This window comes from Acidovorax sp. KKS102, from assembly GCF_000302535.1.
Lineage (GTDB): Bacteria > Pseudomonadota > Gammaproteobacteria > Burkholderiales > Burkholderiaceae_C > Acidovorax.
In genome coordinates, this window is the sequence record NC_018708.1 from 3,631,883 (window position 1) to 3,649,323 (window position 17,441).

A 17,441-nucleotide genomic window follows, 5' to 3' on the forward strand; every position below is an offset into this window, starting at 1 on the left:
CTCCCTTGCACCCCACACCCTCGCCAGCCGAGCGTGCAAGGGCACTGCAACTGGCAGCCGCCGTGTTGCTGGTGGAGGTGGTGCGCACCAAGGCGACCCTGGGCGAAGCGGAGCGCGGCGTGATGGAGAGCGCACTGCGCCAGCAGTTTGCGCTGTCGGACGAGGAACTGCAGGCACTGCTGGACCAGGCCACCACCACCTCCCGAACGGCCTACGACTACCAGCACTTCACCAGCCAGTTGAACGAACACTTCACACAGGCCGAGAAGATCCGGCTGGTCGAAGCCATGTGGCAGGTGGCCTATGCGGACGCACTGCCGGATGAGAACGAGATGCACACCATCAGCAAGGTGGCGGGCCTGCTGCATGTGACGCACGGCGAGTACATCGGCGCCAAGATGCGCGCGAAGGAAACAAGCCCCCATTGAGTCGCTTCGCGGCGGGGGCCCTTACACGGCGGCCGCTGGCCGGGGCTGCACGGGCTGTACCGGGTGCCCACACTTCGCCTCTACACCGGCAACCAGCGCCACCAGAACGGCTTGCGCTCCTCCTTCGCACCCTGCGCCTGCAGCATGCCAATGAACTCGGTGCGCCGATAACGGCGCGCAGCCTCCAGCGGGGTCATGTCGTCAAAGTCGGACCGCAGCATGGGGTCCGCCCCGTGGGCCAGCAGGTAATGCGCAATGGCATCGTGGCCGTGGATGAGGCTGGCCACAAGCGGTGTGCAAAGGATCTCGGGATGCTGGTAGTTGGGGTTCACGCCCGCGCTGATGTGGTGGCGCACCAGCGCCAGGTCGCCGGCCACGGCGGCGGCGTACATGTCTTTCCAGTCTCCTGCGGACATACCTCGGCATCCTTTGCAAGGGTTGAAGGGGCCAGTGTAGGCAGCGGCGCGTGCGGCACAATCCGCGCCTTCCCCTAGGGATCCTCTGCACGAATCAGCGCGCCGTGCGCATCAGCGGCCTCGGGCGGTCTGCTGCGCTCACTTGCCGCTTGATTCGTGCAGAGGATCCCTAGCCCGCGATGGCACACACACATTCCTCCATGCCCCCTCCCCTGCACATCCTCTGGCGCGACGAGCACCTGGTGGCCTTGTACAAGCCCGCCGGCTGGCTGGTGCACCGCACAGGGCTGGATGCGGGCGAGACGCGGTTTGTGATGCAGACCCTGCGCGACCAGCTGGGCCAGCATGTGTTCCCGGTGCACCGGCTCGACAAGGGCACCTGCGGCGTGCTGGTGATGGCGCTGCACAGCGATGCGGCGCGCGCGCTGTCACAGACGTTTGAGCATGGCGCCACGCACAAGCGCTACCTGGCGATGGTGCGTGGCTGGGCACCTGAGGCCATCGAGGTGGACCATGCCTTGAAGCCCGACGATGCTCCGGCCGATGCGGCCGTGCAGGACGCCCACACACGCTTTCGGCGCCTGGCGCAGCTCACGCTGCCGGAGGCCAGCGATGCGCGTTTTGCCACCACCCGCGCCTCACTGGTTGAGGCCATCCCCACCACCGGGCGGCGCCACCAGATCCGCCGCCATCTCAAGCACCTGGCCCACCCCATCATCGGCGACGCCACGCACGGCAAAGGCCCGCTCAACCGCTGGTGGGCCGAGCGGCTGGGCCAGCAGCGGCTGTGGCTGCATGCCTGGCAGCTCACGGTGCCCCACCCGGTAACGGGGGCGGCGATGACCTTCGACAGCGGGCTGCGCTGGCCTGGGCCTGCAGACTGGGGCTGCGAGCACCCGCCGACCGACGATGCTACGGTTTCTCCCTGCGCCGACTGGCAGCGCCTGTTTGTGCTGCTGCCCTGGCAAGAGACACCCGCCCCGGCCCCGTAACGCGGGCGACACGGCGACAGCACTGCCGTCGAAATAATGGGCGCTCCAAAAAAATAGCAGGAGACACCGCCCATGACCGCACCCGCCACCAACCGCGTCCTTGCCCACACCGGTGCGCGCTACCCCATCATCCAGGCGCCTATGGGCTGGATTGCGCGCACGCAACTGGCCTCGGCGGTGTCGCGCGCAGGTGGACTGGGCATCATCGAAACATCGTCCGGCGAAACCGCCAACTGCCAGGCCGAGATCACCAAGATGAGCGCGCTGGGCCTGCCGTTTGGCGTGAACCTGCCCATCCGCTTTTTGAAGGACGACGCCATGCTGCGCTTTGTGTGCGCATCGGGCGTGAAGTTTGTGACCACCTCGGCGGGCAGCCCGGCCAAGTTCATTGCGCCGCTGAAGGACGCGGGCATCACCGTGTACCACGCGGTGCCCACGGTGGACGCGGCGCTGAAATGCGTGGACGCAGGCATTGACGGCCTGGTGGTCGAAGGCGGTGAAGGCGGCGGCTTCAAGAACCCCGAAGAGGTCTCCACCCTCGTGCTGCTGCAGGCCATTCGTGCACAAGTGGACGTTCCGCTGGTGGCAGCCGGTGGCATCTGCGACGGGCGCGGCATGGCTGCTGCGTTTGCACTGGGGGCCGAGGCCGTGCAGATGGGCACGCGTTTCGTGAGCTGCGCCGAAAGCCCCGTGCACGCCAACTACAAGAACGCCATCGTCGATGCAGGCGTGACCGGCACCTGGATGCTCAACACCAAGGCCAGCCCCTGCATCCGCGCGCTCAAGTCACAGCGCACCCAGGCCATCCACGAGGCCGGCCTGATGCCTGCCGACAGCTTTGCGGGCATTCAGCGCGTGTATTTTGACGGTGACATGGAGGCGGCCCCTGCACTGGCCGGGCAGACCGTGGGATTGATTGACTCCGTCAAGACCGCGCAGCAGATCATTGACGACACCGTGGCAGAGTTTTTTGCCATCAGCCAGCGCATGGGCGCCATGGCTGCAGCGCGGTTGTTTGGCTAAAAGGGCGGCCCCCGGCCCGACAGGTGCTGCGGCGGCAACGCATGGATGCGATGTGCTACCCGACCACCGCACCACGGAAAGCTTGTCAGCTCCTGTAAGGGCAGCAACATGCACTTACACCAAAGCGAATTCTCTGCGTGGTAGCCCGAAAGCACCCCGACCATGTTTTTGCCGACCGACGACAAAGCCCTGCTCAGAACGGTTCTGGTCGTCGACCACACCGCGAAAACCTGACCGTCATCGGCCAGCTGCTGCGCCCGTACTACCACGTGCGCGCGGCCAACTCGGGGCAGCGGGCCTTGCAGGTCGCCCACACCCAGCCGGTGCCCGACATCATCCTGCTTGGCGTGATGATGCCGGAGATGGACGGCTACGAGGTGCTGGCCGCCCTGCGTGCGGCGCCAGAGACCCGCGAGATCCCGGTGATCTTCGTGACCGCCCTCGACGCCATCGCGGACGAAGAACGCGGCCTGCAAGCGGGCGCTGTGGACTACGTGGCCAAGCCCATCAAGCCCGCCGTGCTGCTGGCGCGGGTGCGCACCCACCTGGAGCTGAAGGCCGCGCGCGACTGGCTGGCCGACCAGAACAGCTACCTGGACGCCGAGGTGCAGCGGCGCATGGCGGAGAACGAGCTCATCAAGGACTTCAGCCTGCACGCGATGGCCACGCTGGCCGAGAAGCGCGACAACGAAACCGGCAACCACCTGCACCGTACGCAGGCCTACATCGAGGCCCTGATGCTGCACCTGCAGGACCACCCGCGCTTTCAGCACCTGCTGGGCAGCCCCCACCAGCGCCAGCAAATCGCCAAGGCCGCGCCCCTGCACGACATCGGCAAGGTGGGCATTCCGGATGCAATCCTGCTCAAGCCAGGGAAGCTCACCCCTGATGAGTTCGAGATCATGAAGACCCATGCGCGCATTGGTGCCGACGCCATCGACGAGGCCATACGCAGTGTGCTGCAGATGGGTCACCACCAGCCAGCCCACCCGGCCAGCGCCCCCAGAAACTCGGCGCTGGAGTTCCTGGAGACCGCACGGCAGATCGCGGCAGGCCACCACGAAAAGTGGGATGGCTCGGGCTATCCCGAGGGACTGCAGGGCGACGCCATCCCGTTGCCCGCACGGCTGATGGCCATCGCCGATGTGTTTGATGCGCTGATCTCGCGCCGCCACTACAAACGCGCGTTCACGCATCGGCGACGCGGTGGACATCATCCGCAACGGCCGTGGCCAGCATTTCGACCCCGACATCTGCGATGCGTTCGTACAGCTGGTGCCGCAGTCTGCCGCCATCGCCGAGCAGTTTGCAGGCCACCCGGCGCCCGCGCTGGAGCCGTGAAGCATGCTTGCATTGTCCCCGGCCATCGCACTGCGCGGCAACCCGACCGTCCGCCGGGCTACTGTGGGTGCTTGGGTGCTTGGGTGCTGGCCATTGCGGCAGCGGCAGGGTGGCCTGGCGTATGCAGCGCACAGGACCAGGACCTTCAGGAAACTCTCGTTGGCCCCGCCCTGCTGGCACAAATGCGCCGGGGCGGTTTTGTGCTGTACCTGCGCCATGGCGCCACCGACAGCAGCCGGGTGGACCAGGCCCCGCAGGTGGACCTGAACGACTGCAATACCCAGCGGGTCCTCAGTGATGCCGGGCGGCAGCAGGCGCGCGAACTGGGTGTGACGCTGCAGCGTGCCCGCATTCCCGTGGGCGAGGTCATCCACAGCCCGCTGTGCAGGGCGCGCGAAAGCGCACAGCTCACCTTTGCCACGCAGCCCCAGTTGCTGCGCGCAGAGCCCCTTCTGGCCTACACCGCCAACCTGACGAGCGAGCAGAAAAGCCGGTGATCGCCGCCACGCGGGCCCTGGTATCCACCCCGGTTCCTGCCGGCACCAACCGCGTCATCGTGGCCCACGCGCCCAACATGGCGGACCTGATGGGTTATTTCGTCAAGCCCGAGGGAACGATGGTGGTGCTGCGTCCGCTGGGGCAGTCGCGGTTTGAATACCTGGGCAGCATTCCGCCGTCTCACTGGGCCGCCCTGCTGCCCGCCTCCTCCAAGCGCTGACCCATCTCGCGCCACTCAACGCCCATGCTCCTCCTGCTCAAACGCCAACGGTTTTTTCTGCGTTTCTTTCTGCCGGTGGTGCTGGCCGTTCTGGTGGACATGGGGTTTGACTACGCAGTGCAGCAGCACACCGAGGCCGTGCAGCGCAAAGCACTGCAAAGCCAGGAGGAAGACATCCAGGTGGCCGTCAAGGCGGAGGCCATCAGCCGAAAACTGCTGGAGATCAAGCTGCGGCTGACGCAGACCCTGACTGTCTCCAAATACCGCGAGGTGGACGAAGCCAAGGCCTACCAGCTCCACGGGCTCATCGTGGACGAAATGGCCGCGCTCGAAAAGGACCTGACTGGGCTGACCACAGCCCACGACTTCTCGCATGTCAGCACGCACTACCCCGCCGCACTCAGAGCGTTTCAAGAGTTTCGCCAGTTTGCGCTGATGAGTTCGGACCAGATGGCCATCGACCAGTCAGCGGCAGGCGAGCACCTGATCAGCGCCACGGCGTACTACGGCGTGTTCGCACTGCGCATGGGCGACATTGCCAAAACCTTCATGGACCACGCCATAGAGAACGCTGCCAGCACGCGCAACCAGCTGCAGGATTTTGATCGCCGCATGCGCCTCTACAGCACGCTGGCCGCGCTGGTGTTTCTGGCACTGTGGTTTGTGCTGTCGCGGTCCACATCCCGCCAGCTGGACCGGCTCAACACCATCCTGCAAAAACTGTCGCGCGGCGAAAGCGGCTTGAGCGACTACAAGACCTTTTCCCGCATCAAGGCCATGGCCGCACGCGAAGGCACGCTCATCGGGGACATGGCCAATGCGGTGCTGGCCTTTCAGAAAACACAGGACGAACGCCGTCTGGCCCTGGCAGAGCTGCACGACCGCGAGGAGCTGCACGCCAACATCATCAGCCAGGCGCCCATCGGCATCGTGGTGCTGGACATGCAGACCCTGCAGTTCGTGAGCTTCAACGATGCCACCTACGAATCGCTGGGCTACACGCGCGAAGAGTTTTCGTTGATGAACCTCTACGACCTGCAGCTGGACCCGGACAGAAGCAAGGTCGATGAAAAGCTCCAGCGCATTCAGGCCCAGGGCGGCCTGGACTTCGAGACCCAGCGGCGTGACAAGGCCGGCAACGTCCGCGACTTCTGGGTTTCGATGCGCCCCCTGCACCTGCATGACCGCGACTGCATGACCGGCATCTGGGTGGACATCACCAGCCGCAAGCAGTCCGAGCGGGAACTGGCCCGCTACCGCGACGAGCTGGAACAACTGGTGGCCGAGCGCACGCTCGATCTCGAAAAGACCAGCCAAGCCCTCGCACAGCAGACGCCGGAGCTGCAGCACACCAATGCCCAGCTGCGCAGCGCCAAGGCCATGGCCGATGAGGCCAACCAGGCCAAGAGCGCCTTCCTGGCCAGCATGAGCCACGAGATCCGCACACCCATGAACGCGATCATCGGGCTGACCCACCTGATCCGCCGCGACACCACCAACCCGCACCAGCGCCAGCAACTCGACAAGGTGTCGGGCGCTGCCATGCACCTGCTGGCCGTCATCAACGACATCCTGGATTTCTCCAAGATCGAGGAGGGCAAGATGGCCCTGGACCCGACCGATTTCGAGCTGGAGAAGGTGGTGAGCAACGTGTTCACCATTACCGGCGACAAGGCCGAGGCCAAGGGCCTGGAGGTGATGGCCGAACTTGCAGGTGTGCCCCCCATTCTGCATGGGGACGGCATGCGGCTGGGTCAGATCCTGACCAACTTCATGGGTAACGCAGTCAAGTTCACCGAACGCGGCAGCGTGTCTTTGCACGCGTTTGTCACCCACCGCGAAGCCAACCAGGTGCGCCTGCGCTTTGAGGTGCGCGACACCGGCATCGGGCTGAGCCCCGAGCAACAGGGCAAGCTGTTCCTGGCGTTTCAGCAGGCCGATGTTTCCACCACTCGCACCCACGGCGGTACCGGCCTGGGGCTGGCCATCTCGCGCCGCCTGGCCGACCTGATGGACGGGCAAGTGGGTGTGCGCAGCGAGCCCGGTAAGGGCAGCACCTTCTGGTTTGAGGCGCCCTTTGGCATCAGCTCCCAGGCTGCCGCACCGCAGCATGTGCAGGCCCTGCCCCCCAGCACCCGCGTCCTGGTGGTGGACGACATGGAAGAAGCCCGTGAGCTGCTGGCCGACATGCTCACCCACCTGGGAGCGCGGGCCGACGCGGTGTCGTCCGGCGCGCAGGCCGTGCAAGCGGTGGCACAGGCTGACGAACTCTGCGACCCCTACGAGCTGGTGCTCACCGACTGGCTGATGCCGGGCCTGAATGGCACCCAGACCTGGCAACAGATTTGCGCACTGCCCCTGAAACACATCCCCGCCTGCATCCTGGTCAGCGGCAGCCTGAGCTGCCCCGCCGACGAGGTGGATGCGGGCCCGTTTGCCGCCTTTTTGCCAAAACCCGTGCTGCCCACGGCGCTGGAAGAAGTGCTGGTGCGCGTGTGGAACCGTGCGCAGCTGCCAGAAGCTGCTGCGCCCGTTTTGCCCCCCGACGCTCCCGTCCATTTCACCCCGCGGCTGCAATTGCTGCTGGCCGAAGACAACGCGCTGAACCAGGAGGTGGCGGGTGAGCTGTTGCGCCAACTGGGCTTTGCCGTGGATATGGCGGGCGACGGGGCGATTGCGGTGGAGCGCGCGCGCGAACGTCACTACGACCTGATCCTGATGGACATCCAGATGCCCCACCTGGATGGCCTGCAGGCCACGCGCCAGATCCGCGCGCTGCCAGGCCATGCGCAGACGCCCATCTTGGCCATGACGGCCAACGCCTTCGCCGAAGACCGCGCCGCCGCGCTGGCCGCAGACATGAACGACCACCTGCCCAAGCCCGTGGACCCGGCACAACTGGCGCGCGTGCTGGCGCGCCTGCTGCCCCACGCCGTGGACGCCACGGGCGCAACCCCAACGCCCAGCGTTGCAACATCGACCCCCACGCTGCAGAACGAAGCACAGGTGCGGGCCCAACTCCAGGGCGTGGCAGGCTTTCAGCTGGAGCAGGGACTGCAGTCGCTGGGCAACAACTTTGCGGCGCTGGTGCGTCTGCTGCAACGCATGGTGGTGGAACACCCCCACGACGCGCAAAAGGCGTTGCAGGCCTGGCAAAGCGGTGACCTGGCCGAAACGCAGCGCATCCTGCACACGCTCAAGGGCCTGGCGGGCACTGCCGGCCTTACCGGCTTGCAGGTGGCCGCGCAGCAAGCCGAGGCCAGGGTGCAAGCCACACCGCAAGGGGGTGTGGATGCCGACACCCAACACGCGCTGCAAGACCTGGATGCGCGACTGCAACAACTGGTGCAATCCCTGCACTTTGTATTGGATGCTGCCGCAGAGGCGACCAGCGCGGCCCCTGCAGCCGATGCCGACCATCTGCGAGCAGGCTTGCGGGCACTGCGGCCCTTGCTGGCCAGCGACGACCTCGATGCCAGCGCCGCCTACGCCGGGCTGCACCCCGCCATGCTGCAGCATTACCCGGACCGCGCCCAGGCGCTGGCCCAGGCCATCGATGGTTTCGACTTTGTGCAGGCGCTGGCGCTGCTCGACGCCATCCTCGCCACAGCGGACGGCGGAGGCAGCAGCGATACCGCTCCGGCCAACACGCCCGCGCCCACCCCATCATTAGGGTAAGCGCGGCTGACACAACTCAGCGAAGCGGCGCGGCGTGCCTGCGCTACACTTTTTGGCCTTGTCGCACATGCCCCGCCATGGTCTGGCCTCTCCAAGCGTCAGTCCTGCGGAGCCCACCTTCCCATGCCTTTGCCCAGCCCGCCATTGCCGCGCTTTTTCCCGCGCCTTTTCTTCTCTGCGCAGGCTCCTGCCCCCCATGACCGCCAGCAAGGCCTCGCTGGCTCGCACGCAGCCACGGGGCCACACAATGTCTGAGGCGCGGCCGAGCGCTTCAGCAGGCTTGGCGATGCCCGCGGGCAACCTGCGCGGCATCATCGCCATGGTGGCTGCCGTGGGCTTCTTCTCGCTGATGGATGCGCTGCTCAAGACACTGAGCGCCCACTACCCCGCCATGCAGGTTGCGGCGCTGCGGGGCTGGGCGGCGCTGCCGCTGGTGGCGCTGTACGCACTGTGGCGTGGCGAAGTGCCCCGGCTGCTGAAGGTGCGCTGGCCGCTGCACCTGCTGCGCGGCGGGCTCAACGTGGCCATGCTGGCGCTGTTTGCATTTGCCATCCGTGAACTGGCGCTGGCCGAGGCCTATACGCTGTTCTTCATTGCCCCGCTGCTCATCACCGCGCTGTCCACCGTGGTGCTGCGCGAAAAGGTGCGCCCCGCTCACTGGGTGGCCATTGTGCTGGGCATGGTGGGGGTGCTGGTTGCGCTGCGGCCCAACCAGGAGGCGTTCTTTACCCTGGGCGCACTGGCGGTGCTGGCAGCAGCCACCTGCTATGCGGTATCGGCCATCACGGGGCGCATGCTCACCCGCACCGATTCCAGCGCCAGCCTGGTGTTCTGGACCACCACGCTGCTGGCGCTGGGCGCCGGCGCGCTGGCGTGGCCCCAGTGGGTGGGCGTGGCGCAGGCCCACTGGCCGCTGGTGGCAGGGCTGGCCGTGACCGGGTTTGCGGGGCAGTTGGCGATCACCGAGGCGTTTCGTCACGGACAGGCCTCGGTGGTGGCCCCGTTTGAATACACGGCCCTGGCCTGGGGCATGGGGCTGGACTGGGTGTTGTGGCAGACGGTGCCTGGCTACAGCACGCTGCTGGGCGGCGCCATCATCATCGGCAGCGGCCTGTACCTCGTGCGCCAGGAGCGCACACAGGCGGTGGTTCCGCCCTGAACAACAACGTCAGGCGGTTGCAGCCAGACCGTCGGACGACGCGCCCGCAGGTCTGGCGCCGTACCAGCCGGGTCAGATCGGCCGTGTGAGGTAAACCGCCTCGCGGCCCACGATGGGTTCGCGGGTGGGCATGAGGATGGTGCAGTCGTCGCACAGCGCGCGGATCTCGTGCGGGCCGTCGGTGGCGATGAGGTCCCCTTTGGCAAACACTTCAAACCCTTGCACAGGCCGCGTGAAGCGGAAGTCCGCAGTGCGCACCATGCAGGTCTCCAGCAGTTCGTAGCGGCGCTGCTCGGCGGGTGCGGGCCGGTCGGCCACCGGCGCGATGAGGCCGAAATGCGCCAGGAAGTCCAGCGCCACGGCCGTGGCCAGGTCGGCCGCCGACTGGCGGAAGTGCTGGCCGCATTCCACCACCACCGCTACACCGCCCCCGTCGGCCTGCCCGTGGCGGCCGTGCTGGATGAGCGGCGTGCCCGAGCCCAGGCCGCTGGGCATCACCAGGTGCACCGGCGGGCGGCCAATGGCCAGCGCCGCCTCCGCATTGCGCGGGTAGGCCGGGTACACCCAGAACGGTTGCACGTCCTGGCTGGTGGAGTGGATGTCGAGGATGTGATCGGCCGCTGCCACCACGGGGCGCAGGACGCGGGCGCGCTGCAACTCGGGGCTGTCCGCCGTGCCGTCCAGCTCGGCCGCCGACCAGATGCGGTTGAGGTTGTGCACCAGCTGGCGGCTCTCGAACGGGCGGCTCTGGTCAAAAGACTCGTAAGCCGCGACGTTGGCAAAGCTGATGGTCAGCGTGCCGATGAGGGGGCGCACGCCCGTATCCAGCAGGTGCGTGGCGGCCACCATGCCGCAGATTTCGTTGCCGTGCGTGAGGGCGTTGATGAGCACATGCGGGCCAGGCTTGCCCGACTCGAAACGGTGCACATAGTCGATGCCCACATTGCCCTGGCGGTAGGCCGAGAGGTCGCGGGGGAGGACTTCAAAAACGGGGGGGTTCTGCGTCATGGCGGTGAATTAATAAGATGACACATCATTGTCGGCGCAAAGCCGAATCGCTGCAGGGTGCGGTGTACGATGCCCGCCGGTTGAGCCCCTCACGTGCCCCTCACCCGCCCCTTCCGCGCCCCGCCCCATGACCACTGTCCGACTTTGCCCGCTGGCCGACGTGGCCCACCGCCTCCCTGCCGACTGCTGGATCGCCCAGCGCCTGGCGGAAGAACCCGACGCCCTGGCGGACGAAACCACCTTGTGGATCACGGGCGATGCGCACTGGCCTGCGCTGCACCTCGACGCCCCCCTGGCCCCAGGTAGCCCGCTGCGCCAGTGGTTGCATGACGTTCCAGACGGCCCCGGTGATGCCTCGGTGCCCCGTGCACCGTTTTTGATCCTGGTGGACGGAGACCTGCGCATCGACGGCGCTTTGACCAGCGCGGACACCGACGGAACCACCCACCTCATCGTCACCGGCAACGCACATCTGCATAACGCCGTGGTGGGCGGACAGCTGGTGTGCGTGCAAGGCGCGCTGCAGGTGAACGAGCTGCTGTGGGGCCACTACAACCATGGCGAGCTGCGTGTGCGCGGGGGGCTGCAGGCCCGGGTGGCGCTGTTCACCGACGAGTACCACGTGGACATCGCAGGCCCCGAACAGGTGGAGTTTTTGCTGGACGAGGTGCGCGGTGTGCCCAACCGTGCAGAGTTCTCGACCGAGATCGTGGGTGCCGCGTTCGCCCCCGAGTTCCACGAGGGCGTGGATGCTGGCGAAGACGGCCTGGCCGCCATGATCAACCGCCGCCAGGTGCTTGCCGCTGTGCGGGCAGGCCAGAGCGCGGTGCGCAACAGTGCCGACATCCACGCCGACCAGCCCGTGGCCCACGACCTGTGCGCCGGCGACGCCATCAGCATCGACAACATCCTGACCGTGGTGCGCACGCCGGTGATTGCGCACAAGGAGCACAAGGCCTACGGCTGGTTTCAGCAGACCGATTTTTCGCTCTGCCAGCGGCATGTGGACGACGAGGGCGACGCGCGCGACGACAACGTGTTCATCACCATCTGGAAGATCTGGGACTTCTACCTGTCGGTGGAGCAGGTGCCCGCGCCGCGCAACTGGCTGGAGCGCGTGGCCACCAAGCTGTGGCGCCACGCGGCCCCCACGGTCGCCCAGCGCACGCTGCTGTACCGCCGCTACACGCAGGGCGAGCCTGGCGACTGGCAGGTGCTGGCGCCCCCCGCCGAGCCCGGCCACACCCCCGACGCCTGGAAGGCCTGCGAACACGCCTGGCGCGGGGTGCTGGACTATGTGCGCAAGGCCGTGGGCCAGCACCGTGCGCGGTACCCTCTCTACCAGCGCCTGCAAGCCGCAATGACGGCCGAGCAGATCGAGGCCTTCACCAGCCTGCCCGTGTTCACCGAGCAGTACAACGACTGGTGGGACAGCGACCGCAACGGCTACTGGGAGGGCGAGGTCTGGGTGGGCGCGCGCCAGCCCTGCATGCACGATGGCGAGCCCTGGGGCCGCGCGCTCAAGTACAGCTGGCGCAATGGAGACGATGCACCGGGCGACTACGAAGACAACGCCCACAGCGCCTACCAGATCGATGTGGACGAGGCGCGCGAAGGGCCTGCCGCGGTCGAGTTCAGCTACACCCAGCGCCAGAGCGACAGCCGCGCACCCCTGCCCCGTTGCGCCGCCGACCACATTGCCCGCCTGCTGCGCTTTCACGGCCTGGTGCAGGCCCGTATCCGCGCACGGCACGAAGAGGCGCAGGCCCAGCAGGCCGAGGCCCGCCGCATCGAAGCTGCCGTGCAACTGCTGGTCACCCCACCCTTGCCGCCCGACCTGCCCGATGCGGCCGTGTTTCCCGTCGAACTCATGACCCTGTCGGAGCAGTGGCAGGCCGATGGGCAAGCCTACGTGGCGGCCATCCGCGCGAGCCAGCTGGCCCGCGATGCCAATACTGCTGACACTGCCGCCCCTGCCGACGCCTCCGCAGCCCTTGGGGGAGACGAAGAACACGCAGAGGACGAAGACCCTCTGCCCGAAGACCCGCGCACGGCCGACGCGCCCACCGTGCTGCAACTGGCACGCGTGGTGAGCCGCTGGGCCGACGAAGAGATTGCCACGCGCTTTCGCCAGCGCTTTGCCTTTGCCCCGGACGCGTATGTGAAACGCGCGGCCAAAGCCGGGCAATTCATCGGCCCCGTATGGCTGCTGGAGGATGACCGCGTGATCGCACGCATCGGCGCTGCCCATGACGACGACGCTCACTGGGCGGTACTGCAAGGCACCGAGCACACACTGCTGCCCAGCATCCGTGGCGTGGGCCGCTCGCCCAATCGACAGTGTTTTGCCCAAAGCGACGGCCGGCACATCACCACCCACCGGGGATGGAATGGCCCGGTGATTGCGCGGTTCACACTGCCGCGCGGCAACGAAGGCCTGCCGCCGCAGGTGCAGGTGTCGGCCGGCCCGCTGGGTCAGCGCTGCGATGACATCATCCCGTTCAACGATGGTCTGCGCGTACTACTGCGCAACCCCACGGGAGTCTATTTGCTGACCTACACGGCGCCAGGCGCTGAGAGCACCATTCAACGCGTGCACCCACAGACGTTTGACGAAGACGGCCCCTACACCTGGCCCAAGAACCAGATGGACGAAGAGGTCGACGGAGAGACGGTCACGGTGCTGGCGCTGGACATGCTGCACATGGCCCTATCAACCGACGAGCACCATATCGCGGTCGGCGACCAGGACAGCCCACACATCGTGCTGGATACGCACGGCGCTTTGGTGGCCGAACATGAGCCCCTGTCGTCCTACCCCCACCACGCCGTGTTCTCGCACGACGGCACACGCCTGTTTGCCAATTCGTGTCACCTGTACTGGGGCGCTACGCGCTCGATTCCGATCGGCGTTGCATCGCAAGAAGCGGCGGACACGGATGAACACACCCCGCCACTGGACGAACATTGCCGCGTGTACGCGTCCGCCACCCTGCCCGGCTTGGTGATTCTCGGCGACGCTGACGGCTACCTCCACGCCTACAGCGACGAAGGGCAAGCCTTGTGGCGCCACCACATCGGCAGCACGATCAGCGCCATCGACGTATCGCCCGACGGCGCAACCTTATGGGCGGCCAGCTATGGGGGCTACCTGGTGAGGCTGGAGCGCCGCGAGACGGGCATGGACCCCTATTCGATTGGCACATCGCCGTACGTGGAGACGCGGCGTTGGATATTCTGGACGGACGAGGCAGGACCGGTGCGGTGGTAGGTGGATGAAGGCTGTTGACGGCCAGAAGCGTTCAGCCGCTCCGAGCTTCCAGGCAACGGCTTAAGGCTGGTTGCGGACATGCAGTACGTACTACTTGCCAACAAATAGGCATTTGCCAGCGAAGCCCCTTGGCTTCAGTGCATATGCCCGTGGTGCAAATCAGGCACATGCGGGTGCTTGTGTACCAGCGCCGTGTGTGTATGCAAGTGACTGTGAGCCCCTTGTGGCATGGGCTCATGGCTGTGGTCATGATGACCGTCACCGTGTGTATGCGCGTGCTCATGCTCAAGGACCTCATGGGTGTGCTCGTGGTCGTGCGACTCAATCAGATGCAAGACCACCCCGGCCAGCATCAGTGCCCCTCCGAGGACCAGCAGCACCGAGGCTGCGCGCTCTCCAAGCCCAAAAGCACCCAGTGCGCCAATAAACGGAGCGAACGCAAACACTGAGCCCGTGCGTGCCGCGCCGAAGGTGCGCTGAGCGAGCAGATAAAAGCGCAGGCTCAGACCGTAGCCAGTCGCGCCAATGCCCAGCAGCACGCCAGCCGCCAATAGATTTGGCATAGGCTCCGCAAGCAGCCCAGCAAGAAGGACAGTAGCAACGACACCCAGGCTTGATTTCGCGAGCACTACCTGTCCAGGGTCACGGTCAGCCACGCCGCGCGACAAGGTGTTGTCCACGCCCCATGCGACTGTTGCCACCATGACAGCGGCCAACCCGAGCAGTTGCACGTTGCCCTGCAGGCCCTGGTCCAGCGTAAGGACCATCCCACCGGCCATGAGACAAGCCATGGCAATTAGCACACGCCTGTCCACCGTTTCACCGTACAGCCTCCAGGCGAGCAACGCTGTGAAGAAGGCCTCCAGGGTGAGCATCAGGGAGGCGGACGTTCCGCTGGTGCGCTGCAGGCCCCATACCAGGGCAACGGGTCCAATGACGGCGCCGAACACTGCCATGGCCAGCAGACGACCGGCATCACCACGCTGCAATTGCGCTTCCCGCTCTCTGGGGCGGCGAATGAACAAGGCCACCAGGCCCGCGCCGCCATAGAGAAGCCCAGCCGTAGTGAACGGGCCGAGACCCCGGCCCCACAACTGGACAAAAGGAGTGCTCAGACCAAACAGGGCGGCCGCCAGCAGCGCCAGCAGACCACCTCTTAGAGCGGGCGAAAGTGACAGGTGTGTCATGCGTATTGGCCGGTGAAGCTCGCGGCAATGAAGTTACAAAGAATGCGAGAACAAGACATTCAGATTTTGCTTTGTCTTGTCGGTGGCAGCTGGATTCCTGAGCACATTCGACCTCTCATAGTCGGGAGTAAGCGTCAGACGAGGGAGGACAGATAACCGCAAGCGTCTCAAACCGGATGATGGTTCCGAAAGTATGACCGGCTCTTAAGAGCCCAAACCCGCCCCTCATTCAGCCTTGCAACCAACACGCATCGACCGGCACCGTGAAAGCGCTGGAACACAGCATCCCGCCCAAGTCCGCCCCTCGTTGTCCAGTACTTCGGCATCCGCTGCTGTCGCGAAAGTGGGGGTAGCGATCTGTATGCCAAGGCCGCAGGACTCGAACACTTGCGGTAGGCATCCTGCCATATGCAAGCGCATAGCCTAAGTCCCTCCGGGCACCCCGCTGGGAGGAAAAGTCTGTTGGAATGCGCCAAACGAGAAGCCGGTCACCATCGAAGCGCGTGCCTCACGACTCATGGCATGGGCGTTGCATGTGTCCGCGATACGCACCAGCACTCTCCATGACCTCGTCCTCTCCAGCCCCCCTCTCTACCGCCCACCCATCCCAAAACGCACAGCCCCCTGGCGCACCGGGCCTCAGCACACCGGTGCTCTTGCTCATGGCCGTGGCCTGCGGCCTGTGTGCGGGCAGCAACTACTTCAACCAGCCGCTGCTGCACTCCATTGCCACGCATCTGCAGGTGCGCGATGCGTCGGCAGCGCTCATCGTCACGCTGGCGCAGGTGGCGTATGCGGCGGGGCTACTGCTGTTGGTGCCGCTGGGTGACCTGCTGGAGCGGCGGGGGCTCATCGTCACGCTGATGCTGCTGGCGGCGCTCGGGCTGTTCACCAGCGGTTTCGCTCACAGCTACGCCATGCTGGCGCTGGGCACGCTGCTCACCGGTCTGTTCTCGGTGGCGGCGCAAGTGCTGGTGCCGCTGGCGGCCACCCTGGCGGCACCTGGGCGCAGCGGCCGGGCGGTGGGACTGGTGATGAGCGGGCTGCTCACCGGCATTCTGGCGGCGCGCAGCGTGGCGGGGCTGCTGTCGGAGGTGGGTGGCTGGACGCTGGTGTACCGCGTGGCGGGCGTTGCCATGGTGGCGGTGGCGCTGGCGCTGTGGTGGGTGATGCCGGTGTCGCGCAATGCAGCCTCGGCACAGACGCAGAGCTATGGCCAGGTCTTGAGGTCGCTGGGCACGCTGGCGCTGCGACACCCCAGGTTGCGCAGCCGGGCCTTGCTGGGTGCGCTGTCGTTTGCCTCGGTGAGTGTGTTGTTCTCCACCATGGCGCTGCTGCTGGCGGGGCCGGCGCACCGCCTGGGTGATGCAGGCATCGGGCTGGTGGGGCTGGCGGGCGTGGTGGGTGCGCTGATGGCCAGTGTGGCGGGGCGCATGGCAGACCGGGGGCAGGCACAGGTGGCCACGGCCCTGTCGGCGGGCTTGTTGCTGCTGGGCTGGGTGGCGTTGTGGCTGGGCGCGAGCAGCCTGGCGTGGTTTGTGGTGGGCATGCTGGTGGCCGACCTGGCGCTGCAGGGCGTGCACATCAGCAACCAGAACGTGATCTACCGCCTGGACCCCACGGCCCGCGCGCGGCTGAACGCGGTGTACATGACCAGCTACTTTGTGGGTGCAGCGACGGGCTCGGCCATGGGGTCGGTGGCCTGGCTGTGGGGCGGCTGGGGCGCCACCTGCGCGCTGGGGCTGGGTCTTGCCGTGCTGAACGCACTGGCACTGGCACATGACCAGCGGCTGGCTCTGAGGGCGCGCAGCGGCGAGGCGCCCCCACATGCGGCCGAAGGCGCGGGAATGTAGCCGCGTTGTGACCGCCAACGACGCACTTTGTGACGTACCATGCTTGCACGGTCCCATCCCGAGACCTTTCAAGGAGGCCCCATGGCCAAAGGCGAACAGCGCAGCAACAAGATGGCGAAGAAACCCAAAAAGGACACCTCGCCACCCAAGGAACACAGCGCATCAGACCGGCCCATGCCGCCCGTGACCACTGTCATGCCCAAGGGCAAAGAAAAAAACAGGTAAGTCACCACAGTGCGCTGCCGCACCAAAAGGCGAAGCGCTACCAAATCAATAGCTGCGGGCGCATATTCAACAAGCGCCTGCAGCTATTTTTGCTTTAAATCCCGTATCAACAGCGCTGCACCCGGCGCGCACGGCAACCTCG

Annotated in this window: 13 protein-coding genes; 10 read left to right on the forward strand and 3 right to left on the reverse strand. The window is 66.2% G+C overall.

The genetic code is table 11. The annotated features are described in order from the left end of the window. Nucleotides 1-5: 5 nt before the first annotated feature. Nucleotides 6-428: a TerB family tellurite resistance protein gene (locus tag C380_RS16700; RefSeq protein ID WP_369750459.1), complete on the forward strand. Its 423-nt coding sequence runs from the start codon at nt 6-8 to the stop codon at nt 426-428. An 80-nt stretch (nt 429-508) separates the two neighbouring features. Here C380_RS16700 and C380_RS16705 read toward each other — a convergent pair whose 3' ends face one another. Then, complete coding sequence (locus tag C380_RS16705) at nt 509-844, reverse strand: ankyrin repeat domain-containing protein (protein WP_015015009.1); 336 nt, start codon at nt 842-844, stop codon at nt 509-511. Between the two features lie 200 nt (nt 845-1,044). Between C380_RS16705 and C380_RS16710 the strand changes: the two genes are divergently transcribed. The 6 genes from C380_RS16710 (at nt 1,045) to C380_RS16735 (ending at nt 9,755) form a co-directional block, all read left to right on the forward strand. After that, on the forward strand, nt 1,045-1,836 hold the full coding sequence (locus C380_RS16710; RefSeq protein WP_085944664.1) for a pseudouridine synthase: 792 nt from the start codon (nt 1,045-1,047) through the stop codon (nt 1,834-1,836). 72 nt (nt 1,837-1,908) lie between these two features. Then, complete coding sequence (locus tag C380_RS16715) at nt 1,909-2,859, forward strand: nitronate monooxygenase family protein (RefSeq protein WP_015015011.1); 951 nt, start codon at nt 1,909-1,911, stop codon at nt 2,857-2,859. Nucleotides 2,860-2,996: 137 nt separating this feature from the next. After that, nucleotides 2,997-4,697 carry an HD domain-containing phosphohydrolase gene (locus C380_RS16720; RefSeq protein WP_015015012.1) on the forward strand — a complete coding sequence of 567 codons (1,701 nt, stop codon included), beginning with the start codon at nt 2,997-2,999 and terminating at the stop codon, nt 4,695-4,697. Then, complete coding sequence (locus C380_RS25430) at nt 4,694-4,918, forward strand: fructose-2,6-bisphosphatase (protein ID WP_015015013.1); 225 nt, start codon at nt 4,694-4,696, stop codon at nt 4,916-4,918. Before C380_RS16720 ends, C380_RS25430 begins: the two co-directional genes overlap by 4 nt. A gap of 24 nt (nt 4,919-4,942) precedes the next feature. Continuing rightward, on the forward strand, nt 4,943-8,596 hold the full coding sequence (locus C380_RS24085) for a response regulator (RefSeq protein ID WP_015015014.1): 3,654 nt from the start codon (nt 4,943-4,945) through the stop codon (nt 8,594-8,596). Between the two features lie 286 nt (nt 8,597-8,882). Then, nucleotides 8,883-9,755 carry a DMT family transporter gene (locus tag C380_RS16735; RefSeq protein WP_015015015.1) on the forward strand — a complete coding sequence of 291 codons (873 nt, stop codon included), beginning with the start codon at nt 8,883-8,885 and terminating at the stop codon, nt 9,753-9,755. A gap of 72 nt (nt 9,756-9,827) precedes the next feature. Here the strand turns inward: C380_RS16735 and C380_RS16740 are convergent, their stop codons facing one another. Beyond that, the gene (locus C380_RS16740) at nt 9,828-10,763 is read right to left on the reverse strand and encodes a succinylglutamate desuccinylase/aspartoacylase family protein (protein WP_015015016.1); all 936 of its coding nucleotides are present in this window, start codon (nt 10,761-10,763) and stop codon (nt 9,828-9,830) included. 127 nt (nt 10,764-10,890) lie between these two features. Between C380_RS16740 and C380_RS16745 the strand changes: the two genes are divergently transcribed. Further along, complete coding sequence (locus C380_RS16745; RefSeq protein WP_015015017.1) at nt 10,891-14,034, forward strand: hypothetical protein; 3,144 nt, start codon at nt 10,891-10,893, stop codon at nt 14,032-14,034. A 134-nt stretch (nt 14,035-14,168) separates the two neighbouring features. Here C380_RS16745 and C380_RS16750 read toward each other — a convergent pair whose 3' ends face one another. Next, the gene (locus C380_RS16750; RefSeq protein ID WP_015015018.1) at nt 14,169-15,221 is read right to left on the reverse strand and encodes a DMT family transporter; all 1,053 of its coding nucleotides are present in this window, start codon (nt 15,219-15,221) and stop codon (nt 14,169-14,171) included. A gap of 563 nt (nt 15,222-15,784) precedes the next feature. Between C380_RS16750 and C380_RS16755 the strand changes: the two genes are divergently transcribed. Next, nucleotides 15,785-17,074: an MFS transporter gene (locus C380_RS16755; RefSeq protein ID WP_015015019.1), complete on the forward strand. Its 1,290-nt coding sequence runs from the start codon at nt 15,785-15,787 to the stop codon at nt 17,072-17,074. Between the two features lie 81 nt (nt 17,075-17,155). Continuing rightward, nucleotides 17,156-17,299, forward strand: a complete 144-nt coding sequence (locus C380_RS25335) for a hypothetical protein (RefSeq protein ID WP_015015020.1) — start codon at nt 17,156-17,158, stop codon at nt 17,297-17,299. Nucleotides 17,300-17,441 lie beyond the last annotated feature (142 nt).